Source organism: Achromobacter pulmonis, assembly GCF_002885955.2.
Lineage (GTDB): Bacteria > Pseudomonadota > Gammaproteobacteria > Burkholderiales > Burkholderiaceae_B > Achromobacter > Achromobacter pulmonis_A.
This window is the reverse complement of the sequence record NZ_POQS01000002.1, coordinates 963,247-985,848: the sequence shown is the minus strand read 5'-3', so window position 1 is coordinate 985,848 and position 22,602 is coordinate 963,247. Positions and strand designations below refer to the sequence as shown.

Genomic DNA, 22,602 nt, shown 5'->3' with positions numbered 1-22,602 from the left:
CATGGCGAGCGCAGATATGGACTACGACTTCCTGATCGTCGGAGGCGGTTCGGCGGGGGCGGTCCTGGCCGCGCGCTTGTCGGAAAACCCCCGGCATCGAGTGCTGCTGGTCGAGGCCGGGCCCGATGTCGCGCCGGGGCGGGTTCCGGACGATATTCGAGACCCGTTTCCGACCGCCACGCTCAATCCGGATTACTTCTGGGCCGGCCTGAACGCGGCGAACACGCAGGACGGACCCGCCTCGCCCTACCCGCAGGCCCGCGTGCTGGGCGGCGGCTCCAGCATCAACGGCATGTTCGCGCTGCGCGGCGTGCCTTCGGACTACGCGCACTGGGCGCGGGCCGGCGCGGGTGATTTTTCCTGGGATGCGGTGCTGCCTTATTTCCGCCGTATTGAAAACGACCGCGACCGTCCGGGCCCGCAATGCGGCCCGCACGCCATCGAGCGTACTCCCATGACGAAGTGGCCGGCGTTCGCCCGTGCCATGGCGCAGGCCGCGCAAGGCGAGGGCTTGCCCTTCGTCTCCGACATCAATGCGCAGCCGGGCGACGGCTTCTTCGCCATGCCGAACGCCATCGATCGGGAGGAGCGGGTCGGTGTGGCCGGCTGCTATCTGTCCGAGGCGGTACGCGCCCGGCCCAACCTGAAGATCATGCCGGACACGCAGGTGGCCAGGTTGCGCCTGAGCCAGGGGCAGGTGACCGGCGTGGATGCGCGGCATGGCGGCCAGCCGCTGGAACTGACGGCGCGCAAGGTGATCGTGGCTGCGGGGGGCATCCATGCGCCGGCGATCCTGTTGCGCTCGGGGATTGGACCGGCGGCCGAGCTGGAGCGCCTGGGCGTGCCGGTGGCGCTGGATCGTCCGGGCGTCGGGCGCAATCTGCAGAACCACCCATACTTGTTCTTCGCGCTGAGCCTGCCCAGGGGCAAGCGCATGGCGGCGGACGTCAGGCGCTTCGCCGTCGCCGGGCTGCGCGCGTCGTCCGGCATGCCGGGCGTGGACGGCGGCGACCTTTTCAACTTCGTGATCGGGCGGGTCAGCGGCGCGGCGTTCGGGCCCGGTTTCGCGTTGGTGGGCAGCGCACTGTACGGGCCGCGGTCGCGCGGATTCGTCCGGCTCAAGAGCGCCGATCCGCTTGCGCAGCCCGACGTGAACTTCCGTTTTCTGTCCGATCCGGCCGATCCTCCGCGCCTGGTGCAGGCCGCGCGCCGGGCCGAACGCTTGCTGCGCGCGCCCGAAGTCGCCGCGCACTACCACGAAGCATTCCTGCTGCCCGGGGCCCTGGCCGTGAAGCAGTTCAACCGTCCGGGCCTGGCCGGCCGCGCGTTGTCGCTGGCGGCGCAAGCGGCGGCCAGCGCGCCCGGGCCGTTGCGGCGCATGATCTTCAGCAGGGCATTCGGCAGCGGCGCGCCGGTGGCTTATGCCGGCGGCGGACGCCGGATCGCGGACGCCGAGATCCTGTCGTCCATCTCTCCGATGGGGCATCCCGTCGGCACTTGCGCCATGGGAAGGGAGACCGACCCGATGGCGGTCGTGGACCCGAACTTCCGCGTGCACGGGATTGGCAATCTTTACGTCGCCGATGCCTCGGTCATGCCCCGCATCCCCAGCGCCAACACCAACCTGCCCACGCTGATGCTGGCCGAAATGGCCGCCGAGCGCATCGGGCTGGAAGAGGCGGCCCATGCGCCGTCCGCGATTCATTCATAAGGACTTTCCAATGCTCGAATACTTCAAGGTTTACTCGTGGAATCTGGCGCTCTCCATGGCGCTCGATGCGGGCGCGAACATGGACGAGGTCGATCGCGCCTGCCGCGCATTGCGGCACGTCGATGACGATCAGCAGCACGCCAACGACTTCTTCCAGGCCTGGGCCGATGGCGGCGCGAAGCTGGCGCGCGCGGCGGCCGCCGACGAAGCGGCGGGCAACCTGCTGTCGGCGGGAGAAAAGTACCGTCGCGCCTGCGTCATGTACATCACGGGCGAACGCATCCCCGCCCATGACTACGCCCCGCGCCTGGCGGCCTACGACGAACTGCTGCGCACGTTCGCCAAGTACATCGAGTGCGCAGGCGTCACGTGCGAGAAAGTCAAGGTGCCCTACGGCGATTCCTTCCTGCCCGCCCTGATGGTCTCGGCGGGAAGCGACCGGTCGCCGGCGCCGTGCATCGTGCATTTCAACGGCCTGGACGGCGTAAAGGAGTACCTGTATCTGTGCGGCCTGCCCGCCATGCTGGCGCAGCGCGGCGTGTCCATCCTGCTGGTCGACAACCCCGGGGTGGGCGAGGCGCTGCGCAAGAACAGGCTCTACAACGCGCCGGAGGCCGAGCTGCCCGCCGGCGCCTGCGTCGACTTTCTGGAAACCCGGCCCGACGTGGACAAGCGCCGCATCGGCATGATGGCCTTGAGCCTGGGCGGCTACCACGCTCCGCGCGCCGCCGCGTTCGAGCCGCGCTTCGCATGCTGCGTGGCCTGGGGGGCGAATTACGACTGGGGCAAGCGCTTCCGTGCCCGTATCGAGGGCACGTACTCGGCGCAGAAGTCGGTGCCGCACTACTTCGAACACGTGAAGTGGGTGCTGGGACAGCAGCGCATCGAGGACTGCCTGGCGATCACCGACCGCTTCACATTGGAAGGCGTGCTGGACCGCGTCCGCGTGCCCGTCTACATCACCCACGGCGCCGACGACCGCCAGATTCCCGTGGCCGACGCCACCCGGACCTACGACGAGTGCGTGAACGCGCCCGAGCGCGAACTGCGCATTTTCTCGGCCGAAGAGGGCGGCGAACAGCATTGCAGCATCGGCAACATGAGCCTGGCGACGAACGCCATGGCCGACTGGATTGCCCGCGTCCTGAAATAAATCCGTGATCGATGAGAGGAGACCCACCATGTTGAAAATCATTTCCCGCATGTTCGCGCTGGCGGCGCTGGCCGCAGCGATACTGCCCGCAGCGGCGCACGCCGAGTCCAATCTCACCCGGATCATCGTGCCGGTGGGCGCGGGTAATCCATTCGATTCGTCGGCCCGCGCGCTGGCCGAAGGCATGGCCAAGGTCAGCGGCAAGAGCGTGATCGTCGAGAACAAGGCCGGCGCCGGCGGACGCATCGCCACCACCGAAGTGGCCCGCGCCGCGCCGGACGGCGCGACCCTGCTGTTCACCACGGCCGGCCATGCCACCAACGCGGGCCTGTACAAGAACCTGCCGTACGACCCGGTCAAGGACTTCACGCCCATCACCATCGTGAGCAAGTCGTCCGGCTTCGTCCTGCTGGTTCAGGCGGACTCGCCTTACAAGACCGTCCAGGACCTGATCGCCGCGGCCAAGGCGCGGCCCAACCAGATCAGCTACGGCTCGTTCGGCATAGGCAACACCACCCATGTGATCGGCGCGCTGTTCGCCCGCGCGGCCGATCTGAAGCTGTTGCATGTGCCGTACAAATCGCCCGTATCCGACTTCCTGGGCGGTCACGTGAACATGGTCTTCATGGGCGCGTCCACGGCGCTGCCCCTGATCAAGGATGGGCGCGTGCGCGCCCTGGCGATCTCGTCGGAAGCGCCGGACCCCAACTTCCCCGGGGTTCCCACCTTTCGCGAACTGGGCTACGAGGACGTGGACGTGCCGGCATGGTCCGGCGTGCTGGCCCCGCGCGGCATGCCGCCCGAGCAGGCGCAGGCCCTGTACAAGCAATTTTCCGAAGCGGCCAGACAACCCGTGTTCCAGGACTACCTCAAGCTGAGCCAGGCCCAACTGGTGCTGATGACGCCGGAGCAGTTCGCCAAGGCCCTGGAAGCCGACGTCGCGCGCTTCCGCAAGGTGCTGCCCGAGCTGGGCATCGAAGCCGAGTGAGGGAGACGCGCGCCATGAAGATTCATCTGATCGGGGCCGGAAAAATGGGCCTGCCGATGGGCAAACATCTGGCGGCGGCGGGCCATGCCCTGAGCGTCGAGGACCTGGACGCCAGCCGACTGCAAGCGGCCGTCGCGCTGGGCATGACGGCGGCGCAGGGGGCGGCGGCGATGGCGGGGGCCGAGGTGCTGCTGTCATCGCTGCCGCATGACGGCGCCTTTTGGCAGGTGGCGCAGGACGTGGCGCGCCTTGCCCGGCCCGGAGCCCTATACATCGACACCAGCACGGTCTCGCCCGAGATGTCCGCCCGCGTGGCCGGGCTGCTGCGCGAAAGCCAGATCGTCTATTTGCGCGCCGCCGTGTCCGGCAACAACGTCATGGCCGAGGCTGCGCAGTTGACGCTGCTGGTGTCGGGCCCGCGGGACGCCTACGAGCGCATGCTGCCGCTCTTCAAGCTGTTCGGCCCAGGCCAATACTGGCTGGGAGAGGCCGAAGAGGCGCGGCTCATGAAGCTGGTGGTCAACCTGATGATCGCGCAGACCAGCGCCATGCTGGCCGAGTCGCTCGCCCTGGGCGCCAAGGGCGGCCTGCGCTGGGAAGACATGTGGGAAGTGCTGACCCACAGCGCGGTGGCGTCTCCCATTCTCAAGGCGAAGTCCGCCCAATTGGTGACGCGGGACTACAGCCCCACCTTCACCGTGTCCCAGATGGCCAAGGACGTAAAGCTGATCCTGGCCGAGGCCGAGCGCCTGCAGGTGGCGCTGCCGCAGACCGCGATGACGTTGCAGTCCCTGCAGTCGGCGGCGGCGCACGGAGATGCGGACGCGGACTACGCGGCCGTCATCCGTTGCGCGCAACGGGCGGCCGGCCTGGCGTAGCGCGGCCTCAAGCGACCGTCGAGGCCGGTCAGGGCGAAGGTGGAACCAGCGCCTTGAACCCCGCGCTGAAGAAAGGCAGCATTCTCTTGAACGCGGCCTCTACGTCGCTGGCCTTGATCAGGCCGGCCGACAGGTTCTCCACGCGGCCCGGTTCCGCGACGATGGAGACCATGCCGCCCACCATGAGGCTGAACGCGTAGTAAAGGTCCTTCTGCGGCATGGTGGGGAAGGTGCGCTCCAGCTCGTCCAGGTACTGCCGCGCGACCGGGTCGTAGTGCTGGTCGATGACTTGGGCGAACTCCGGCGAGTTCGCGTGCCGTGCGATGAACAGCGAATAGTTCTTCCAGCCCTTGCCGCCCGCCGCGCTGCGCTCCACGAACGGCCACACATAGCCCGAGACGATGTCTTCCACGGGCACCGGCTTGCCCCGGGCCGCGGCTCGGGCCCGGGCCGCGTCCAGGGCCTGGATGCGTTCTTGCGCCATATAGGCCGCGCGCCGCTTGATGACTGTGCTGAACAGCACGTCCTTGGTGCCGAAGTGGTAGGTCACCAGCGCAATCCCGCAGCCCATGGCCACGGCCACATCGCGCATGGACGTCCCGTGGAATCCATGGGCGGCAAACAGTGCTTCCGCTGCGTCCAGCATGCGCTCGCGCGTCTCATCGCCGTCGCGCCGGGCGTTTGCCCGTGCAACGCCAGGCTGGCGTGCGGGGGAGGGTTTTTTGCGGGGAGATTTGCGTGGTGCGGGATTCGCCGCCATTGTCGGGCAAGCCAGTGTGTATTTTCCGAGTCTGCTAGAGAGTCTACTGGACTATGCGCCCAAAATCTTGCGGAACGCGCTTCGACTTGAACAAGGACTACCCGCTGGACTTCGCCCCGCTGGGAGATGCCAGGCTCGTGTTGCGCCAGATGATGGACATGTTCAAGACGTAGCCTCGCTTGGGCCTGCTCTTCCACCCGGCCGCCGTCCGCGGCGTCAGCCCAGCCCGTGGTACTTGCGCCCGATCTCCATGGTGGCCCGGTAAAAGCCTTCCTTGCTGCCGCAGTCGTAGCGCGTGCCCTCGTATTCGTAGCCGAAGACCTTGCGCGACCGCAGCAGCGCGGCGATGGCGTCCGTGAGCTGGATCTCGCCGCCGACGCCGGCCTGCGTGGCTTCGAGAATGCCGAAGATCTCGGGCTCGAGAATGTAGCGCCCGACCACCGCCAGGTCGGTCGGGGCGTCTTCGGGCCTGGGTTTTTCGACGATGCCGCTCAGCCGCATCACGCCCTGCGCTTTCGGGCTGCCGGACACGATTCCGTACTGGGCCGAATTGGCCTTGGGGATCTGCTGGACCGCCACGACGCTGCCGCCGTATTCCCGCGCCACCTTCGTCATTTCGCCGATGACGGGGACGTCGGCGTCGATCATGTCGTCGGCCAGCAGCACCGCGAACGGCTCCGCGCCCACCAGCGACGCCGCGCAGAGCACGGCGTGGCCCAGGCCCAGGGCGGCGGGCTGGCGTGTATAGACGCATTTGACGCTGTCGGGGACGACGTTGCGCACGCTCTGGAGCAAGGCATTCTTGTTTTTCAGTTCCAGGTCGCGTTCCAGTTCGGGCACGCGGTCGAAATGGTCCTCGATGGCGCGCTTGTTGCGGCCGGTGACGAAGATCAGTTCATTGATGCCGGACGCGATCGCTTCTTCGACCGCGTACTGGATGAGAGGCCGGTCCACGATGGGCAGCATCTCTTTCGGCATGGCTTTGGTGGCGGGTAGAAAACGGGTGCCCAGACCCGCGACAGGGAATACGGCTTTTCTGATCGGATGCATGCAATGCCCCTTTGTTGTTGGTTGCCCTGACTGAGAGGGCGACGCGCACGCCGATAGCAATCGACGTACCCGGCCGGCGGCTGGCGGCGCTCAACGCTGGTCCGCCGTGCCGCCCGAGCCCGAGGATGCGCCGGAGCCGGGCGAGCCGCCCTGGCCGGTCGAACCCGTGGTCGCGCCGGAGGAACCCTGGCTGCCGCGCGCGTCCGTGCCGCCTTGCTCGGCGCGGTCGCGCCCGCGCGTGGATTGCTCGGAGGATTGCGCGGGAGGTAATTTTTTCCGTTCCTGCTCGGTTTTCCCTTCGCCGCGCTGGCGCTTGCCGGTATCGCCGTCGGCGGAGGAGGGCGGCCGTTCCTTCGGCGGGGGGCCCGCGGGGGCGGCCAGCGCGGCCGATCCTCCCAGCACGAGCATGGCTGTCGCGAATAAGGTGGCGGATCTGGCTGACATGGGATCTCCTGCGCGGGTATTGCGTGTTGCCAGTGCAAATGCCGTGCCGGGCCCGACGCTTGCTGTAGCCGTCGCGAGTCCAAGCAGGAGCACGGTATGAACGGTGATCAGCCTGTCGTTCCTTCCGCCGGCGTAGCCGCCGACGACAATCCCGCCGCGCCGGGACGCCGCAGCGTCCTGAAGGCGCTTGCGCTGGGGGTGCCCGGCGCGCTGGCCGTGTCGGGGGCGCAGACCGTCGCGCAGGCGGCGCAGCCCGCGCAGGCGGCCGACGCCGCGCAGCCGGCGCCCCTGCGGTTTTTCAACGCGCAGGAAGCAGCGCTCATGGACGCCATCGCCGCCCGCCTGATTCCGGCCGACGACCTGGGCCCGGGCGCCAAGGAGGCGGGCGTAACCGTATTCCTGGACGGCCAATTGGCCGGCGCGTGGGGCGCGGGCGATCATTTGTACCGGCAGGGGCCGTTCCAGGAAGGCACGCCGGAGCAGGGCTATCAGCTTTCCTTCACGCCCGCCGAGATGTACCGCCGCGGCCTCGCCGCGTTCGACGCCGCGGTGCGCAAAAAGGAGGGCAAGGGCTACGACGAGCTCGGCGCCGAGCGGCAGGACGCCTGGCTCGCAGCCATGCAGAAAGGCGAACTCGATTTCGATCCGCTGCCGGCGCAGGTGTTCTTCCAGGCTTTGCTGGAAGGCACGACGGAGGGCTTCTTCAGCGACCCGCTTTATGGCGGCAACAGGAACATGATCGGCTGGAAGCTGGTGGGTTTTCCGGGCGCGTACGCAAGTTTCTCCAACGACATCGAGCGGCATGGCGTGGCCTGGCGCGGCACGCCGGTTTCCATTGCGCAGGCCCGCGGGCACCATGCCGCGCCGGCCGGCGAAACCCCACACAAACCGGGAGGCGGCCATGGCTAAGACCATGCCGGCGGTGGACGTGGCCATCATCGGGGCCGGCTGGACCGGCTCCATCATCGGCAAGGAGCTGGCCGCGGCCGGCCAGCGGGTGGTGGTGCTGGAGCGCGGCGAGCCGCGCTGGCCGTCGCCGGATTTCCAGGGGCCCAACGTCCACGACGAGCTCAAGTACACGCGCAGGCATGCGCTGCACCAGAACACCGCCAGCGAAACGTTCACCTTCCGCAACCACGGCGGGCAGATCGCCCTGCCCATGCGGCGCTGGCAGTTCGCCTATCCCGGAACGCACCTGGGCGGCGCGGGCAATCATTGGTCGGGGGCGTACTACCGGTTCGATCCGACCGACTTCAATATGCGCAGCCACTACACCGAGCGCTACGGCGCCGGCATCTTCGACGAGGACCTGACCTGCCAGGACTGGCCGCTGAGCTACGAAGAGCTGGAACCGTACTTCGACCGCTTCGACTACCTGATAGGCGCCTCGGGCCAGGCGGGCAACATCAAGGGCCGCAAGCAAGAGGGCGGCAATCCCTTCGAGCCGTGGCGCTCGCGTCCCTATCCCAACCCCCCCATGAAAGTGCCGTACGCGCCGGCCCTGTTCGGCGAGGCGGCGCGCGGCCTGGGCTACCACCCTTATGTGCAGCCGTCCGCGCTGTGCACGCGGCCCTATGTGAACAGCGAGGGGCTGCAGATGAGCGCCTGCGTGTACTGCGGATTCTGTTCCAACTTCGGCTGCGAGCACTACGCCAAGGCCTCGCCGCAGGTCTGCGTGCTGCCGGTGGCGCTGAAGCTGGAGAACTTCGAGCTGCGCACCGGCGCCCACGTGCTGCGGGTGGAGCTGACCGCGGACCGCAAGCGGGCGCGCGGCGTGACCTACGTGGACGGCGCGGGCGCCGAGGTGTTCCAGCCGGCCGAGGCGGTGGTGCTGTGCGCGTTCGGCATCAACAACGTGCGCCTGCTGCTGCTTTCCGGCATCGGCGAGCCTTACGACCCGGTACGCAACACCGGCGTGGTGGGGCGCAACTACACGCACCAGACCACATCGGGCGTCAATCTCTTCTTCGACGAATCCTTCAATATCAATCCCTTCATGGGCGCGGGCGCGGTGGCGGTGACCATGGACGACTTCAGCGCCGACAATTTCGATCATGGGCCGCTGGGATTCGTGGGCGGCGGCTATCTGCAGATCCAGGTGGTCAGCGGCGCGCCGATAGGCTATCACCCGGTGCCCAAGGGCACGGCCGCCTGGGGCAGCGCCTGGAAACAGGCGCTGCGGCGCTACTACAACCACTCGGCCTCGATCACCATCACCGGCGCGGCGCAACCCACGCGCGGCGGCTACCTGAGCCTGGACCCTACCTACAAGGACGCCTGGGGCCTGCCGCTGCTGCGCATCACCTACGACCTGCCCGACAACGATATCCGCATGTCGGCCTTCCTGACCGAACGGGGCGACGAAATCGGCCGCGCCATGAAAGGCGTGCAGCGCACCGAGCCGGGACCGCGCAAGCGGCCCTTCACGGCCGCGGCGTACCAGTCCACGCATCTCACCGGCGGGGCGGCCATGGGCGCCGATCCCCGCACCAGCGTGGTGAACCGTTACGGCCAGGTATGGGACGTGCCCAACGTGTTCGTGACGGGCGCGGCGCTGTTTCCGCAGAACTCCGGCTACAACCCCACGGGCACGGTCGGCGCCACGGCCTATTGGATCGTGGAAAAGATCAAGTCCGATTACCTGAAGTCGCCAGGCCCCCTGGTGACGTGAGCGACGCAGCCGGGGTGACATCATGGGCATGCCTTTACGCAGCTATGTGGCCTTGGGCCTGATCGCGGCCGCGCCGCTGATCACGCTGGCCGCGGCCTTCTATCAGATGTATGGCAAGGGCGGCGACGGCCTGATCGCGCCGTCCATCGTCGCGCAGCCCGCCGCGCCCGCTGCGGCGCCGCGCGCAGCCGCAGCTCCCGCTGCGGCGCCGGGCGCGGCCTTGCCCGAGGTGGCGCAACCCCGCCCGGCCGCGCCGGTCCCGGGCCGCAGCGCCATGGACTTCGCGGCCTATCGTCCCGCCTGGGAAGCCGCATTGCAGCGCGCCGACGTCGACGCCGGCAAGCAACTGGCGCAGGCGGGCAAGGCGGGAGTGCAGGCCTGCGTGGCCTGCCACGGGCAGGCGGGCGTCACGCCGCTGGGCGGGGCCTTTCCCAATCTGGCGGGACTGACCCAGGACTACCTCGCCAAGCAGTTGTGGGACTTCCGCGACGGCAGCCGCCAGCATCCGGTCATGAGCGGGATCGCCAAGGGGCTGTCGGATGAAGAAATCGCGCATCTGGCGCGCTATTACGGCGGCCTGCCGCCAGGCGCCCCGACGGCCGGCAAGGACACGGGCGGGCACGAGGCCGCCATCCGCCTGGACACGGTGGGCGACGGTCCGCGCGCGCTGCCGGCCTGCGCCAATTGCCATGGCCTGCAAGGCCGCGGCGAGGGCGCGCTGCTGCCCCGGCTGGCGGGGCAGCCCGCGCCGTACTTCGTGGACCAGATGAATGCGTTTCGCTCCGGCCAGCGGCAGAACGACGACGTGGGCGCCATGCGCGCCTTCGCGCAGCGCCTGACCCCCGAGGAAATCGGCCAGTTGTCCCGCTACTACGAAAGCCGCTCGCCGGCGCAGGAATAAGCGGTCCCCTGGCCTAATGGCGCAGGTACGGCGGCGTCGCGGCCGGACGGCGCTTGTGTTCCGTGGCGTCGTAGCGGGAGACCAGGCGCTGGGCGACTTCCGGGGACACGGGCCGGCCTTCGAGGAAATCGTCGATCTCTCGATAAGCAAAGCCCAGCGCCGCTTCATCAGGATGCTGCGGACGCAGCGTCTCCAGGTCCGCGGTCGGAACCTTGGCGACGAGGTCCGGCGGCGCGCCCAGCGCCGCGCCGATTTCCCGAACGCAACGCTTGGTCAGTCCGCTGAGCGGCATGACGTCGGCCGCGCCGTCGCCATGCTTGGTGAAAAAGCCCGTCAGCGCTTCCGCGGCGTTATCGGTGCCCACCACCAGGCCCTTATGGGCGCCGGCGATCGCGTAGAGCGCGATCATGCGCTGGCGCGCCTTGATGTTGCCGGCGATGAAGTCCTCGGCATGCGCGTCCGCATAGTCGATGCCGGCCGCCTCCAGCGCAACGCGTTGCGCGTCCACGGCGGGCTGGATATTGAGCGTCATGCGCTTGTCCGGCGCCACGAAATCCATCGCGCGCCGCGCGTCCTGCTCGTCGCTCTGCGTCCCGTAGGGCAGGCGCGCCGCCACCAGCGCGCAGACGTGGCCCGAGGAGCGCAGCCGCGATACCGCAAGTTGCGCGATACGCCCCGCGACCAGGGAATCCACGCCTCCGCTGATGCCGATCACGTAGGCGTCCATGCGCGCGGCAAGCAGATAGTCGGCGAGAAAAACGATTCTGCGTTCCAGCTCTTCGTCGATATCGCAGTCCGGGCGAACCCCCAGGCCGCGGGCGATTTCGGCCCGGCGCGCTTCGATTTCCGCCTGCATGGCTGGTGTCATTCGTGTTCTCCCGGTTATCGCGCCGATTGCATCCAGGCCGCGCAGCCCGCCGGCGAGGTCGTGCCGCTGACATAGAGCGCGCCCGATCCGTAGAGCGCAAGCCCGTCCTGCCATGACAGATTCTGCACCACCCAGACGCCGCCGGCGCGATCGGTCCAGATGATGCGGGCATCGGTGCCGTCCAGCGCGCGCAGCAGCTCCCCGGCGGGCGCGTCGGGACGCATCGCCACCACCGTCGTGCCGGTATCGCCGCGCAGCGGAAACAGGTTGGCCAACGTCGCGCCGCCCAACGCCAGGACCAGCAGGCCGGCGGCGATATTGCGCCGCGGCATCGGCGGACCGCCGTCAGCCGAGCGCCCGCGCCAGCCCAGGAAAAACGGCAGCAGCCCGAAGACCGCCAGCCATGCCAGGTCCCAGAACAACGGCACGTCCGCATCCATGCGGATGCGGTGGATGCCGGTGATCCAGTGCGAGAACAGCGCGTCGACGATATGCCAGGCGCCGAACCCCATCCAGAACGCCGGCCACAACGGCCGCGTCGAGCCCGCCGGCGCGGCGGCGCGCGCCCGGTACAGCGTCCACAGGCCCGCCGCGGCCAGGATGTACATGAGCGCATGGAACAGGCCGTCCACCGCCACCTGCATGCGCAGATCTCCCAAAATGCCGGTCTGGATGGCCGACAGCAGGTGGTGCCACTGCAGGATCTGGTGCAACAGGATGCCGTCGAAAAAGCCGCCCATCGCAAAACCCAGCAGGCCGCCGGCGCGGCGCATGCGGCGCCCGGACGGGTCAGGGATAGAGGCAGGGTCCATGGACGGCTCCCGGTTCTTGGTGCCGGAGCAGTTCGGCAAGCGCCGTGCCCGACGCGTGGATCCCTGCCGGCGGCCCGGGGCCGAGCCGCGTCACGTGCGCCGGTTTCTTTGCCCGGCCGCATGCTTGCGCCAATAGCCGAACTCGTCCTCGCGGACCTCCAGGTCCAGTTCGGAGACGCGCAGCTGGAGCCGCTCCTGCGCGTCGGCGACGGCCTGGTTGTATACGACCGGCCCGATTTCCTCCAGGAAAAATCCCAGCAGCGCGGCCGCCGCGATATTGCCGATGGGCTCTTCCATGTGTTCATCGAAGTACCGCTGTATCGACGCGATCGCGGCGGCTCGAACCTGCTTTTCCAGTTCAATGGCCATCGGGCTTCTCCTTTCTACGGGGCAGGGCGCGCTTGCCGCCCGGGACGATGGCCGGCTTCGCGGTCCGGTCCAGCAGCCCCAGCAGGCAGTCCCGCACGCTGGCGACCGTTTCCGGCTGCGGCGCGCGCAACAGCACCTGCGCCTGCCAGAGTCCCTCGACCGCGAACCGGCAGGTCAATGACAGGTCGGCCGCGACTTCGTCGGGGCGGCAGAAGTCGTCCACCAATGCGGTGTGTATGGCCTGGTACTTCGGATCGGCCATCAATAGGGCCATGGCTTCGCGCGCCGCCAGCGCCGATTCGGCGGCCAGGCTCACGACCCGGATGTAGGTGCGGATGCGTTGATCCGCGCCGGCCGGCTCGGCCGCCAGCGCCTCATGCAAATTGTCGGAAAACTCCTGCATGAGGTGATCGAACAGGCCGTCCATCAAGGCCTGCTTGGTGCGGAAGTGGTACTGGATGCCGCCTTTGGACAGGTCGGTCCTGGCAAGCACGCTGTCGAAGGTGAGCGCGCCCGCGCCCTCATCGGCCAGCACCTGTCTTGCGGCTTCGAGAATCTGGACCCGCACGGCGGCGGGTTGCTTTGCTCGTCGTATGTTCACAAACAATCCATATGTATGGATTTATCATATCATCCGGGCGTGCCCGTTTTTTGCATGGATACCGATAAATGAACATCGTCAGCGACAGTACCCTCACGCGTGCGGATCTGGTCCGGCTTCTCGCGCAACCCCAACCCGTCACCGGGTTCGATCGCTGCTCCTTCGACGGGCAGGACCTTGGTTCGCTGGATCTCCGGAACATCCGCTTTACGGCCTGCTCGCTGGCCGAGGCCCGGCTGGCGCGCGCGACCTTGAGCGAAACGATATGGGAGCGGTGCAGGATCGGCCTGGGCGACTTCGAGCTGGCGGACCTGACGGACGCCAGCTTCACGGCCTGCGATCTCCACATGACCAAGTGGGCGCGTTCCCGGCTGTCGTCGGCGACGATTTCCGATTCGAAACTGAGCGGGGCCGGTTTCTCCGAAGTCCACGCCCTGGGCCTGAGCCTGCGCAGCTGCCGCCTGGTGGGCGCCCAACTGCGCGGCATGTCGTTCAGGAAGCAGGTGCTGGACCAGCTGGATTTCTCTGACGCCGACCTGGGCGGCTGCGATTTCCGCGACGCGGTGTTCAACGGCGGCAGCCTGCGCGGCGCCAGCCTGAAAGGGGCGAGGTTCCAGGGCGCGGATCTGCGGGCGGCCGAGCTCGGCGGCATCACGGTGTACGACCTGACCGGCTCGCTGAAGGGGGCGGTGATTTCTGCCGAACAGGCGGGACAGTTGATCGAATCGCTGGGCGTGCGGGTGATGTGACGACAATACTGTTCTGGCCGCGCCGCCTGGTTGGTCAGAAGCTGGCCGCGAGGCGCAGCGCGGCCGTGTAGCCTTCGGCGCGGTTGCGCGCGCCGAATTCCTTGTAGACGTGCAGCCAGACGGGCGGCAGGCCCGGTTTGTAGAAATGGACGGCCGGCCCCAGGGCGATCACCCGGGAACGGTTGCCGCCTTGCAGGCCGGGCGCGTCGTCGTCGGTGAACTGGCGGCTGTAGTAGCCGCCCACTCCCAGGGTCCACGGTCCCACGTGCTGGCCCAGCGCGAACTCGTGGCGGTATTCGATGCCATTGCGGTAGCCGGTGGCGTGGTTGCGCGTGCTGATGTCGACCTCAAAGCTCGAGGATACCTCGAAGCCGCCGTCGGTGATGTAGGTGAAATTGAAGATGGGAGAGAACGCCCAGTGATTCAGTCCCGGGTTCACGAGCCGCCGCTTGTCATAGTCCCCCGTGGGAGCCAGCACCTGGAACTGCGCATTCAGATGCAGGTTGGGCGACGGGTTCCATTGCAGGATCAGAGGCAGCAGCAGGGTGTCGGCGATCCGGAACGTTTCGCCGCGCAGCCGCAGCGGCCCAGCGGCCGTCGGCACGTCGAAGGCCGCGTCCATCCTGAAGAACGGCTGCACGATGCCGAAGCCGTAGCTTGCCCCCAGCAGCGTGGCGCGGGTCATGCGCAGATAGGCCGCGCTCACGGTGAAGACGCTGAGAGAAAAGTCGTCGTCGAGCGTCTCGCCATACTGGTTCTTCCGAACGGTGGCATGGTTGTACGAGGAACGCAGCGAGATCGTCCCGAACGGCGTCGGCGGCGGCGACATGCCGGCGCCGAAGTCATAGAAGCCGTTGACCGTGGTGGGTATGCCGTTCTCGGTGGCGGCCGCGTTTCCGGCCAGACCGAGGGCAGCCAGGACCAGCGGCGCCGCGACAGCCGGCATTGCATTGCGGATGTTCATGGAATTCCCCTTGTGCCCGGACGGCGTACATGGCGCCGCCCGGGCTGGAATAGGCAGGGCCCGACGCGGGAGCGGGTTTCAGCGGGCGGCGGCCGGTCGCCAGTCCGTGGCGCGGATGGGAGCGGACGCGGACGCGACCGTCACTTTGGACAACACCCAGGGCTCGCTGAACACGCCCCGCACGATGCGCGGACGCACCTCGTCGGGTATGTTGGCGAGTTCGCCCCAGAGACAGGACCAGCGCTGGCATTCCTCGGTCAGCGGACGTGTCGCGGCTTCCCATGCGCCCAGCGCCTCGGGTATGTCCCGCCGGTCCCTCACCCGCTCCATGTAGGCGGCCAGCGCCAGGCCGTTCTGCATGGCCATGCCGCCGCCCTGGCCCAGGTTGGGCGGCTGGGCATGGGCGGCGTCGCCGAGCACGCAGGCATGGCCTGCGGACCAGCGCTTGCAGCGCACCACGGTGTAGACGTTCCAGAGCACGCTGCCATGCGCGATCCGGTCGAGCAGGAACGCCCATTCAGGAAAGGCTTCCCGCCAGCATGGCAGCACGCGCGTATCTCGCGCCGAATCGTCGTCCTCGCGGCAGGTCAGCGCCAGGTAGATTTCGCGGGCGTTGATGGGGGTGATCAGCATGCGCCGCGTACCGTTCCAGATTTCGATGCACTTGCCGCGCGCGGCGGCGGGCAGTTCCTCCTGGGTCGCCTGCACGATGGTCCGCAGCGCGCCTTCCTCGGCCCGCTGGTGCACCTGTTCAAGGCCCAGGGCGCGGCGCACGGGCGACCAGACGCCGTCGCAGCCGATGGCGAGATCGGCTTTTGCGCGATCGCCGTTGGCGAATGTCAGGGTGCCGTCGGTGCCGGCGTCGACGACCTCCGCGCCTGTGACGATGCGAGCGCCGGCGGCGCGCGCGGCCGCCTCCAGGCCTGCGTGCAGCTCGCTGCGCGCGATCGCGACCACCCGCAATCCCGGGGGCAGCAGCGCGGGAACCAGTACCTGCCCGGCATGGTCGCGCTGTTCGATGCCCTCGGGCAGGAAGGCATTGCGCATGGCGCGTTCATAGGCGCCTATCTCCGATAGCACCGCCAGCCCGTTCGACCACAGATAGATGCCTGAGCCCGAGACGCGCAGCTCGGGCCTGCTTTCATAGACGGTCACGTCCCAGCCGCGCCGGGCAAGCGCCGCCGCCGCGGCCAGTCCGCCGATCCCGCCGCCGCTGATGATGGCTTGCATGTTCATGGTGTCCACTCCCCTGGTTCTTTGCGCATGGCTCGCGGCCGCGTTCAGGCGCGGCCCAGGCTGCGCGCGTAGCTCAGCACACCGACGCCGCCCATCCACTCGGGCACGGCTTCGTAGGCGACGATGTCGGCCGGCGCGTCGCGCATCGCGCCCATGAGCGCGGTCCACATCAGCATTTCCGCGCCGCCCGGACCCGCCTGGGCCCTGACCGTTTCGTGGGTGAGCGACAACATGAACTCGCGGTCGCCGGCGGCCAGTTTCTGCAGGATGCGGTGGTCCCATTCGGCATTGACCAAGTCGCGGCCGGACGCGGCCATTTCGGCTTCGCGCCGCAGGATGGCCAGTGGCAGCTCCGGGTCCTCGCGCAGCGCGGCCGCGCCGAGGATCTGCCAGCGCTGCACGCGCTGCATCAGCGGATCGTCCGCCGCGTCCTCGTCGATGGTGATGGGCGGCCAGTGCGACAGGCCGCCGCTGGCCATGAGCGCGATGCGCTCGGGCCGCCGGTCCAGGACTTTGCGCACGCTGACGCCCAGTTCGTACGCGCGGCGCCACGTCGGCAGCGGCGGCGCGAAGCAGTTGAGGAAGATCGGCACGACTGGAATGCTGGCGCCGGGCCACAGGTACTTGGCCGGCATCAGCACGTTGTGCACGAGTTCGGCCGACTCGCTGCGGAACAGCTCGAAGCCGTCTTCCATGACGCTGCGGTAGATGTCCCCGGCCAGCGCCGCGTGGCCGGGGCGGGGCGCGCGCGGCATGCCGATCCAGTCCTGCGTCGCCTCGGTCGGCCCCCAGTGCGTGTCGCCGAGCGCGATGGCCATGCCCGGCATGGCATGCAGCGTATACATGTCGAAATGGTCGTTGACGAAGGCGACGATTACGTCGGGCCGAGCGGTTTCGATCTGGCGGCGCACCACGTCGAAGCCGTCCAGGAGGCGGCGCAGCGTTTCCGGCTGCGCAAGTCCGGTCTGGTTGCCCAGCCCCGGCGTGTGCGTCATCGCGAATGCGGCGACTATCGGCGTGTCCGTGTTGTCTTTCATGGCGGTTCCTGTTCTGCCTGCGAAGGGCGGTGAGTGGGCGTGCTTTCCGCGCCGCCCGCTCCTCCTCGAGCGGCGCGGAAGCCGGCGCGGCAGCAGTGCGCCGGATGAGCACGCGAGGCAGTATGGGATTTCCCCCGCGCGGCCGTCATCTCTCAAATGGGAGATGCCGGACCCGTTTCATGGCAAACCCCAGTTGCCGCGCCGGCGGGCTTGCCGGACGATGAGCGCTTTTCGTTCAGATAGTGTGGGTGTCTTCATGGCTCTCGGCGCAGCATCTGATTCTTTCCTGCTGGACCTGTATGCCTGTTGCACGGACCCGAGCCGCTGGGCCGGCGTGCTGGACCGGCTGTGCAGCGATGTCGGCGCGCATTCGGCCGTGCTGCAGTGCCTGGACCTGGAGGGCGCGCGCGCCGTTCCCTATTGGGCGGCGTACGACACGCGCATCGACATGGAGGCCTATCGGGCGGAGGTGTCCGACGCCCGCAATCCCCGACTGGAAGCCTGGCGTCTGCAGCGGGTCGCGCGACGGCCGGGCCGCATGGCCACCGACGGAGAACTCTTTCTGCCGGAAGAGGCGCCGTTACGCGACCGACTCCATCTGCAGTTGCGCCGCGCCGGCCTGGGGCGCTTCATGGGGGCCATGGCGCCCATGGGCGGCACGCACTGGGTGGCCATCGCGGTGCACCAGGACCCGCGCGATGAAGGCGGTTTTTCTCCGCGCCGCCTGGAGCGGCTGCGCAAGCTCACGCCGCATCTGCTGCAGGCGGCTACGCTGGCGCAATCCGTGGGACTCGACCGCAGCGTGTCCGCGCTGGTCGACCGCTACCTGGAAGCCTGGCCCTGCGCGCTGGCGTTGTGCGACGAGTCTGGCGGACTCGTCTGGTCGAACCGCCGCGCCCGGGAAGGGCTGGACGGCCGCGCGGGCCTGCGATTGCGCAGCGGCCGGATCTGCGCCGACGCCGCTGGTCAGTCCCGGTTCGCGCACGCGCTGGCGCAGGCGTCGCTGGAGGCCGAGCCGGTATTCCTGACCCTGGAAAACGGACAGGGCCGCACGCAGCTGGCGCTGCAGCGGCTGCAAGCCTCTCAGCCGCACGGCGGCGCCCTGGTGCTGGTGTCGCTGGTGCAAGAGTCGCAGGCTGGCACCCGCTTCCCCGTGGCGGCCCTGCGCGCGCTGTTCGGCCTCACCGAGGCCGAGGCGAGGCTCGCGAGCGCGTTGGTGGCGGGCTGGACGGTCGAGGAATACGCGCGCGGCCGCGGCATTACGGTGGGCACCGCGCGCTACCAGTTGAACCAGGTGTTGGGCAAGGCCGGCGCGCGTCGGCAGGCCGACCTGGTGCGACAGGTCCTCTGTTCGGCGGCCGCGCAGATGATCGGTCGCCAGGAGGGCGCGGCGCCGGCCTGAGCGGGCGCGCCGTTATATCGGACTGCCGCTGCGCAGGAAGGCGCGCGCCCGGGTGATCCACGGGTGCCCGTCGTCCACGCAGCGGCTGCTGGCGGCGTAGTGATCGTGATCCGGGTAGATCTCCGCCGCCGCCGGCACGCCGGCCTGGCTCAGCAGGTCCCGCATGGCCAGCGCCTCGGCCGCGAGCCTGCCCAGGTCGTGTTCGCCCGCTCCGAGATAGAACGGCGGCGCCTGCGGTCCGACATGATGCATCGGACTGGCCGCCGGCACGTGGGAGTCGTCCGGTATGAAGCGCCGGCGTATGGCGAGCGCCGCGGCGCCCACCGCGTCGCCGCCGTCGTAGTCCAGATCGTACAGGCCGCTGATCGGCAGCGCGCCCCTGATGACGCGCGCGGGCAGGCCGCGTTCATCCAGCCAGCGGCGGTCCAGCGCCACCAGGCTGGCCAGGTGGCCGCCCGCCGAGTGGCCGCCCAGGAACAGGCGCGCGGGATCGCCGCCGTATGCGCCGACATTGCGCCAGGCCCAGTCCACGGCGGCGGCGACATCGCGCACCGCGGCAGGATAGACATGGCCGGGCGCCAGCCGGTACGACACCGAGATGAACAAGGCCGGCGTCGCCGTCACGGCCGGCGCCATGAATCCCATCCATTCCTTGCAGCCCAGCGAAAACGCGCCGCCGTGCACGAAGATCAGGCAGGGCAGGTCTGCCGGCGCGCGCGCCGGCGCGTAGAGATCCAGGCGGCAGCCTGTGGCGTCGTCGTAGGGGATGTCGGGGTGGTAGTGCAGACCGCGGTCCGCGGCGGCGCGGCGGGAGCGCTCGAATACTTCCGCGGCGTAGGCGTCGCCGCCGGGAAAATTGGCGCGCGCAGGCGCCGGACGAGAATCGAAGGCCATGGTTTTCCTCGTGGTCAAGAACGTGCAGAAACCCGCGCAGGCCTTGCGGCCACGCGGCGGGACGATGGGGCCGGCCTGTGCGGACGGCCCTCTGGCTGGCGGTCTTGCGGCAGGAGGAGAGCGGCGCGCCGTGGAACTGCCGGGCGGCGCCTTGCCGTCGATGACGTGACGGTATTTTAGGCTTGAAGCATATGGCGGGCAAGACCGCGGTCCGGCTCAGAACACGTAGCGCATGCCAACCCCGAGCGCCCGGATGTCATCGCCGCGCGCCGCCGGCGCGACCGCGGTATCGCTCGACAGCAGCGAGAAGGCGGCGTTTGCGCCGTTGTTGACCATGCCGTAGGACGCGTACAGGGAAAAGCGCCGCGAAAGCGCGTGGATATAGCTCAGGCCCAACACCGTGGCCTCGCCAGGCCGGCTTCTTCCTGGCACGTCCTGCCGCATGCGCTGGACGTTGAACGCCAGCACGCCCGCTCCCAACCGCAAGGACGCGCCTGCCCAGATGTCGCTGCCGTCGCCGCGGCGCCCCGGATGGCGCACCCGGAAGTAGCCACCCGCCACGGTGTAGTCGCCGCTGGCGTACTTGAGCCCGACCAGCATGTCGCGGCGCAGTCCCGTGGCGCCGGTGTAGGCGGCCGGCGAGCCCGCGATCTCGGGCAGGCGCAGCAGCTGATAGGCGCCGTTGAGCGTCAGCCCATCCTGCGTGTAGTCCACGGATGCGCCGATCATGCGGCTCGCGCTGCGGGGCGGGCCGTCCGACGCGCTGCGCGCGGCAGCGGGGCCCAGGCTCGCCATCAGCCGGCCCCGCAGTCCGGCGACGCGGGGCGAGGTGTAGAAGACGGCGTTGCTGGCGCGCCCGAACCGGTCCGAGCCCGTGCCGGACAAAAGCACGATCTGCTGCATGTTGCCGTAGGACCCGAGCTTCAGCGGGTCGCTATCCAGCACCGCCCAGTACAGCGGCGTGTAGTCGCGGCCCAGTTGCAGCATGCCGTAGCGGCCTTCCAGGCCGACGAACGCGCGGCGGTTGAATCCCTTGCCGGGTGCGCCATTGGGCGCTTGCGCAGTGGCGCTCGACGGATCGCCGAAGTAGGGCTTGTAGGCGCCGGAATTGGATTCGAAGCTGGCCTCGAGCTGGAACACCGCGCGTAGCGAACCGCCCAGATGTTCCGTGCCGCGCAGGCCGAACTGCGATCCGCTGATGATGCCGGACTTCATGGAGGCGGACCTCGCCGATCCGTTGTCGATCAGGTTCAGGCCCGCGTCCACGACGCCGTACAAGGCCAGCCCGGGTTCCGCATGGCTGGCCGCGCCGGCGGCTGCGAAGGCGAGCGCCGCGATTCTCAGGACGCGCCGTTTCATGGCCTGGCGCCCGTTTTGCTGGCGGCCGGCATCAGGCCGCCGCGGGCCGGTAGCCGCTGTACTGTTCGCGCAACTGCTTCTTGAGCACCTTGCCTGTCGCGCCCAGCGGCAGAGAGGGCAGGAACAGCACGTCATCGGGCATCCACCACTGGGCGATGCGCCCTTCGATGAAGCGCAGCAGTTCCTGCTTGCCGACGTCGGCGCCTTCGCGCGGCACCACCAGAAGCAGGGGACGTTCGTCCCATTTGGGATGCGCGATGGCGATGCATGCGGCCTGCTGCACGCCAGGGTGTTCCATGGCGGCGTGCTCGATCTCGACCGAGCTGATCCACTCCCCTCCGGACTTGATCACGTCCTTGCTGCGATCGACGATCTGCATGTAGCCGTCGGCGTCGATCGTGGCTACGTCGCCGGTGGCGAACCAGTCCGCCCCGGTCGCGGCGGCGCTGTCGTCGTCGCCGAAGTAGCGCTCCATCACCCACGGACCTCGCACCAGCAGCTCGCCCCGGCTCTTGCCGTCCCAGGGCAGTTCGCCGCCGCCGCCGTCCACGATCTTCATGTCCACGCCGAAGACGGTGTGCCCCTGCTTGCCCAGAACGGCCAGCCGTTCGTCCTCCGACAGCGCGAGGTGCCGGCGCTGCAGCACGGCGGTCGTGCCCAGCGGCGACAGTTCCGTCATGCCCCACGCGTGCAGCACTTCGACGCCGTAGCCGTCGCGCAGGCTGCGCAACAGCGCAGGCGGGCAGGCGGCGCCGCCGATGACCGCGTGGCGCAGGCCCGACAGGCTCAGGCCGTTGCGTTCCGCATGGCCCAGCAGCCCCAGCCACACGGTCGGCACGCCGGCCGCCGACGTTACGCCTTCGTCCTTTATCAGCGCATGCAGCGAGGCGCCGTCCAGCGCGGGACCGGGCAGCACCAGCTTGCAGCCGGCGAGCGGGGCGGCATAGGGAATGCCCCAGGCATTGACGTGAAACATGGGCACTGCAGGCAGCACCGCCGTGCGCGAAGAAAGGTTGAGCGCGTCGGGCAGCGCGACCGCATAGGCGTGCAGTACCGTGGACCGGTGCGAGTACAGCACGCCCTTGGGCTGGCCCGTGGTGCCGGACGTGTAGCACAGTCCGCAGGCCGATTCCTCGTTCAGTTCGGGCCAGTCGTAGCTTTCGGGCTGGGCCGCCAGCAGGTCCTCGTAGCACAGCAGCCCCGGCAGGGCGGCGGACGAAGGCATGTATTCCCGGCTGCAAAGGGCGACATAGCCCCGCACGCCGGGGCATCGCGCCGCCACCGATTCTAGGAGCGGCAGAAAGCCCACGTCGAAGAACACGTACTGGTCGTCCGCGTGGTTGAGCAGGTAGGCCACCTGGTCGGCGTGCAGCCTGGGGTTGACGGTATGGATCACGGAACCGGCGCCGGACACGGCGTAATAGAGCTCCAGATGCCGGTAGCCGTTCCAGGCCAGGGTGGCCACACGCTGGCCCGGGCGCACCTCCAGCGCCGCGAGCGCGCGGGCCAGGCGCTGGCTGCGCCGATGGCAGTCGGCGTAGGTGTAGCGGTGCACGTCTCCCTCGACGCGGCGCGACACGATTTCGATCGTGCCGAAGTGGCGGGCGGCGTGGCGTAGCAATTGGGAGACGAGCAGAGGCTGGCGCATCATCAGGCCGGCGAGCGCGGGCGGGGGATTCCGGGTCATCTAGAGCTCCATATCGTGAGGCGGCGCGCAGGCGCGCCTGGGCCGGCGGCATCCGGGCCGGCGCCGGC

The 22,602-nt window shown here is 68.8% G+C and carries 23 protein-coding genes; 10 read left to right on the top strand and 13 right to left on the bottom strand.

What is annotated here, in order from left to right; translation table 11 throughout:
* The first annotated feature begins 1 nt into the window (after position 1).
* The 4 genes from C1I89_RS10850 to C1I89_RS10835 are packed head-to-tail and all read left to right on the top strand — an operon-like array spanning position 2 to position 4,730.
* Positions 2–1,711, top strand: coding sequence for a GMC family oxidoreductase (locus tag C1I89_RS10850; protein WP_219929573.1), 1,710 nt, complete (start codon positions 2–4; stop codon positions 1,709–1,711).
* Between the two features lie 10 nt (positions 1,712–1,721).
* The gene (locus tag C1I89_RS10845) at positions 1,722–2,864 is read left to right on the top strand and encodes an alpha/beta hydrolase family protein (protein WP_102772734.1); all 1,143 of its coding nucleotides are present in this window, start codon (positions 1,722–1,724) and stop codon (positions 2,862–2,864) included.
* 28 nt (positions 2,865–2,892) lie between these two features.
* Positions 2,893–3,852 (top strand): Bug family tripartite tricarboxylate transporter substrate binding protein, encoded by a 960-nt coding sequence (locus C1I89_RS10840; RefSeq protein ID WP_102772733.1) that lies wholly within the window; start codon positions 2,893–2,895, stop codon positions 3,850–3,852.
* 14 nt (positions 3,853–3,866) lie between these two features.
* Positions 3,867–4,730, top strand: a complete 864-nt coding sequence (locus C1I89_RS10835; RefSeq protein WP_102772732.1) for an NAD(P)-dependent oxidoreductase — start codon at positions 3,867–3,869, stop codon at positions 4,728–4,730.
* Positions 4,731–4,758: 28 nt separating this feature from the next.
* Here C1I89_RS10835 and C1I89_RS10830 read toward each other — a convergent pair whose 3' ends face one another.
* From C1I89_RS10830 to C1I89_RS10820, 3 genes are all read right to left on the bottom strand, one after another.
* On the bottom strand, positions 4,759–5,376 hold the full coding sequence (locus C1I89_RS10830; protein ID WP_168202320.1) for a TetR/AcrR family transcriptional regulator: 618 nt from the start codon (positions 5,374–5,376) through the stop codon (positions 4,759–4,761).
* A gap of 330 nt (positions 5,377–5,706) precedes the next feature.
* Positions 5,707–6,540, bottom strand: coding sequence for a UTP--glucose-1-phosphate uridylyltransferase GalU (gene galU, locus C1I89_RS10825; RefSeq protein ID WP_102772730.1), 834 nt, complete (start codon positions 6,538–6,540; stop codon positions 5,707–5,709).
* Positions 6,541–6,630: 90 nt separating this feature from the next.
* A complete protein-coding gene (locus C1I89_RS10820) occupies positions 6,631–6,984 on the bottom strand; it encodes a hypothetical protein (RefSeq protein ID WP_146196891.1) in 354 nt (117 codons plus the stop codon).
* A 96-nt stretch (positions 6,985–7,080) separates the two neighbouring features.
* Here C1I89_RS10820 and C1I89_RS10815 point away from each other — a divergent pair, with 96 nt between their 5' ends.
* From C1I89_RS10815 to C1I89_RS10805, 3 genes are read left to right on the top strand one after another with little or no spacing between them, the layout of a single operon-like run.
* Positions 7,081–7,893 (top strand): gluconate 2-dehydrogenase subunit 3 family protein, encoded by an 813-nt coding sequence (locus C1I89_RS10815; RefSeq protein ID WP_102772728.1) that lies wholly within the window; start codon positions 7,081–7,083, stop codon positions 7,891–7,893.
* Positions 7,886–9,655, top strand: coding sequence for a GMC family oxidoreductase (locus tag C1I89_RS10810; protein WP_102772727.1), 1,770 nt, complete (start codon positions 7,886–7,888; stop codon positions 9,653–9,655). Before C1I89_RS10815 ends, C1I89_RS10810 begins: the two co-directional genes overlap by 8 nt.
* Before the next feature lie 22 nt (positions 9,656–9,677).
* Positions 9,678–10,556: a c-type cytochrome gene (locus C1I89_RS10805; protein ID WP_102772726.1), complete on the top strand. Its 879-nt coding sequence runs from the start codon at positions 9,678–9,680 to the stop codon at positions 10,554–10,556.
* A gap of 13 nt (positions 10,557–10,569) precedes the next feature.
* On the opposite strand, the gene nadE is transcribed toward C1I89_RS10805, so the two are convergent.
* The 4 genes from nadE to C1I89_RS10785 all read right to left on the bottom strand — a co-directional run bounded on the left by nadE (position 10,570) and on the right by C1I89_RS10785 (position 13,206).
* A complete protein-coding gene (gene nadE / locus C1I89_RS10800) occupies positions 10,570–11,424 on the bottom strand; it encodes an ammonia-dependent NAD(+) synthetase (RefSeq protein ID WP_258231386.1) in 855 nt (284 codons plus the stop codon).
* Positions 11,425–11,438: 14 nt separating this feature from the next.
* Positions 11,439–12,236, bottom strand: a complete 798-nt coding sequence (locus C1I89_RS10795) for a DUF2243 domain-containing protein (RefSeq protein WP_102772724.1) — start codon at positions 12,234–12,236, stop codon at positions 11,439–11,441.
* Between the two features lie 90 nt (positions 12,237–12,326).
* Positions 12,327–12,605: a DUF2164 domain-containing protein gene (locus tag C1I89_RS10790; protein ID WP_102772723.1), complete on the bottom strand. Its 279-nt coding sequence runs from the start codon at positions 12,603–12,605 to the stop codon at positions 12,327–12,329.
* On the bottom strand, positions 12,595–13,206 hold the full coding sequence (locus C1I89_RS10785; RefSeq protein ID WP_111827139.1) for a TetR/AcrR family transcriptional regulator: 612 nt from the start codon (positions 13,204–13,206) through the stop codon (positions 12,595–12,597). Before C1I89_RS10785 ends, C1I89_RS10790 begins: the two co-directional genes overlap by 11 nt.
* A gap of 68 nt (positions 13,207–13,274) precedes the next feature.
* Between C1I89_RS10785 and C1I89_RS10780 the strand changes: the two genes are divergently transcribed.
* Positions 13,275–13,955, top strand: a complete 681-nt coding sequence (locus C1I89_RS10780; RefSeq protein ID WP_102772721.1) for a pentapeptide repeat-containing protein — start codon at positions 13,275–13,277, stop codon at positions 13,953–13,955.
* Between the two features lie 34 nt (positions 13,956–13,989).
* Here C1I89_RS10780 and C1I89_RS10775 read toward each other — a convergent pair whose 3' ends face one another.
* The 3 genes from C1I89_RS10775 to C1I89_RS10765 form a co-directional block, all read right to left on the bottom strand.
* Positions 13,990–14,919 carry a SphA family protein gene (locus C1I89_RS10775; RefSeq protein ID WP_168202321.1) on the bottom strand — a complete coding sequence of 310 codons (930 nt, stop codon included), beginning with the start codon at positions 14,917–14,919 and terminating at the stop codon, positions 13,990–13,992.
* A gap of 78 nt (positions 14,920–14,997) precedes the next feature.
* Positions 14,998–16,155, bottom strand: a complete 1,158-nt coding sequence (locus tag C1I89_RS10770; protein ID WP_258231385.1) for an FAD-dependent oxidoreductase — start codon at positions 16,153–16,155, stop codon at positions 14,998–15,000.
* Positions 16,156–16,199: 44 nt separating this feature from the next.
* The gene (locus tag C1I89_RS10765; RefSeq protein WP_102772719.1) at positions 16,200–17,192 is read right to left on the bottom strand and encodes a hypothetical protein; all 993 of its coding nucleotides are present in this window, start codon (positions 17,190–17,192) and stop codon (positions 16,200–16,202) included.
* Between the two features lie 256 nt (positions 17,193–17,448).
* Here C1I89_RS10765 and C1I89_RS10760 point away from each other — a divergent pair, with 256 nt between their 5' ends.
* Complete coding sequence (locus tag C1I89_RS10760; RefSeq protein WP_102772718.1) at positions 17,449–18,594, top strand: helix-turn-helix transcriptional regulator; 1,146 nt, start codon at positions 17,449–17,451, stop codon at positions 18,592–18,594.
* A 12-nt stretch (positions 18,595–18,606) separates the two neighbouring features.
* Here C1I89_RS10760 and C1I89_RS10755 read toward each other — a convergent pair whose 3' ends face one another.
* The gene (locus C1I89_RS10755) at positions 18,607–19,488 is read right to left on the bottom strand and encodes an alpha/beta hydrolase (RefSeq protein WP_102772717.1); all 882 of its coding nucleotides are present in this window, start codon (positions 19,486–19,488) and stop codon (positions 18,607–18,609) included.
* Between C1I89_RS10755 and C1I89_RS34480 the strand changes: the two genes are divergently transcribed.
* Positions 19,487–19,657, top strand: a complete 171-nt coding sequence (locus C1I89_RS34480) for a hypothetical protein (protein ID WP_181390923.1) — start codon at positions 19,487–19,489, stop codon at positions 19,655–19,657. The genes C1I89_RS10755 and C1I89_RS34480 overlap by 2 nt on opposite strands.
* 47 nt (positions 19,658–19,704) lie before the next feature.
* On the opposite strand, the gene C1I89_RS10750 is transcribed toward C1I89_RS34480, so the two are convergent.
* Both C1I89_RS10750 and C1I89_RS10745 read right to left on the bottom strand, forming a co-directional pair.
* Positions 19,705–20,847: a porin gene (locus C1I89_RS10750; protein WP_168202323.1), complete on the bottom strand. Its 1,143-nt coding sequence runs from the start codon at positions 20,845–20,847 to the stop codon at positions 19,705–19,707.
* A 31-nt stretch (positions 20,848–20,878) separates the two neighbouring features.
* Entirely contained in the window at positions 20,879–22,534 is a 1,656-nt protein-coding gene (locus C1I89_RS10745; RefSeq protein ID WP_102772715.1) for a 3-(methylthio)propionyl-CoA ligase, read from the bottom strand.
* Positions 22,535–22,602: the final 68 nt, after the last annotated feature.

Coding starts and splice junctions, on each gene's coding strand:
- C1I89_RS10770 (WP_258231385.1), bottom strand. CDS start 16,155: ATGAACATGCAAGCCATCATCAGCGGCGGCGGGATCGGCGGACTGGCC.
- C1I89_RS10775 (WP_168202321.1), bottom strand. CDS start 14,919: ATGAACATCCGCAATGCAATGCCGGCTGTCGCGGCGCCGCTGGTCCTG.
- C1I89_RS10850 (WP_219929573.1), top strand. CDS start 2: ATGGCGAGCGCAGATATGGACTACGACTTCCTGATCGTCGGAGGCGGT.
- C1I89_RS34480 (WP_181390923.1), top strand. CDS start 19,487: ATGGTTTTCCTCGTGGTCAAGAACGTGCAGAAACCCGCGCAGGCCTTG.
- C1I89_RS10745 (WP_102772715.1), bottom strand. CDS start 22,534: ATGACCCGGAATCCCCCGCCCGCGCTCGCCGGCCTGATGATGCGCCAG.
- C1I89_RS10840 (WP_102772733.1), top strand. CDS start 2,893: ATGTTGAAAATCATTTCCCGCATGTTCGCGCTGGCGGCGCTGGCCGCA.
- C1I89_RS10805 (WP_102772726.1), top strand. CDS start 9,678: ATGGGCATGCCTTTACGCAGCTATGTGGCCTTGGGCCTGATCGCGGCC.
- C1I89_RS10810 (WP_102772727.1), top strand. CDS start 7,886: ATGGCTAAGACCATGCCGGCGGTGGACGTGGCCATCATCGGGGCCGGC.
- nadE (WP_258231386.1), bottom strand. CDS start 11,424: ATGACACCAGCCATGCAGGCGGAAATCGAAGCGCGCCGGGCCGAAATC.
- C1I89_RS10820 (WP_146196891.1), bottom strand. CDS start 6,984: ATGTCAGCCAGATCCGCCACCTTATTCGCGACAGCCATGCTCGTGCTG.
- C1I89_RS10790 (WP_102772723.1), bottom strand. CDS start 12,605: ATGGCCATTGAACTGGAAAAGCAGGTTCGAGCCGCCGCGATCGCGTCG.
- C1I89_RS10760 (WP_102772718.1), top strand. CDS start 17,449: ATGGCTCTCGGCGCAGCATCTGATTCTTTCCTGCTGGACCTGTATGCC.
- C1I89_RS10815 (WP_102772728.1), top strand. CDS start 7,081: ATGAACGGTGATCAGCCTGTCGTTCCTTCCGCCGGCGTAGCCGCCGAC.
- C1I89_RS10780 (WP_102772721.1), top strand. CDS start 13,275: ATGAACATCGTCAGCGACAGTACCCTCACGCGTGCGGATCTGGTCCGG.
- C1I89_RS10750 (WP_168202323.1), bottom strand. CDS start 20,847: ATGAAACGGCGCGTCCTGAGAATCGCGGCGCTCGCCTTCGCAGCCGCC.
- C1I89_RS10835 (WP_102772732.1), top strand. CDS start 3,867: ATGAAGATTCATCTGATCGGGGCCGGAAAAATGGGCCTGCCGATGGGC.
- C1I89_RS10755 (WP_102772717.1), bottom strand. CDS start 19,488: ATGGCCTTCGATTCTCGTCCGGCGCCTGCGCGCGCCAATTTTCCCGGC.
- C1I89_RS10830 (WP_168202320.1), bottom strand. CDS start 5,376: ATGCTGGACGCAGCGGAAGCACTGTTTGCCGCCCATGGATTCCACGGG.
- C1I89_RS10765 (WP_102772719.1), bottom strand. CDS start 17,192: ATGAAAGACAACACGGACACGCCGATAGTCGCCGCATTCGCGATGACG.
- C1I89_RS10795 (WP_102772724.1), bottom strand. CDS start 12,236: ATGGACCCTGCCTCTATCCCTGACCCGTCCGGGCGCCGCATGCGCCGC.
- C1I89_RS10845 (WP_102772734.1), top strand. CDS start 1,722: ATGCTCGAATACTTCAAGGTTTACTCGTGGAATCTGGCGCTCTCCATG.
- galU (WP_102772730.1), bottom strand. CDS start 6,540: ATGCATCCGATCAGAAAAGCCGTATTCCCTGTCGCGGGTCTGGGCACC.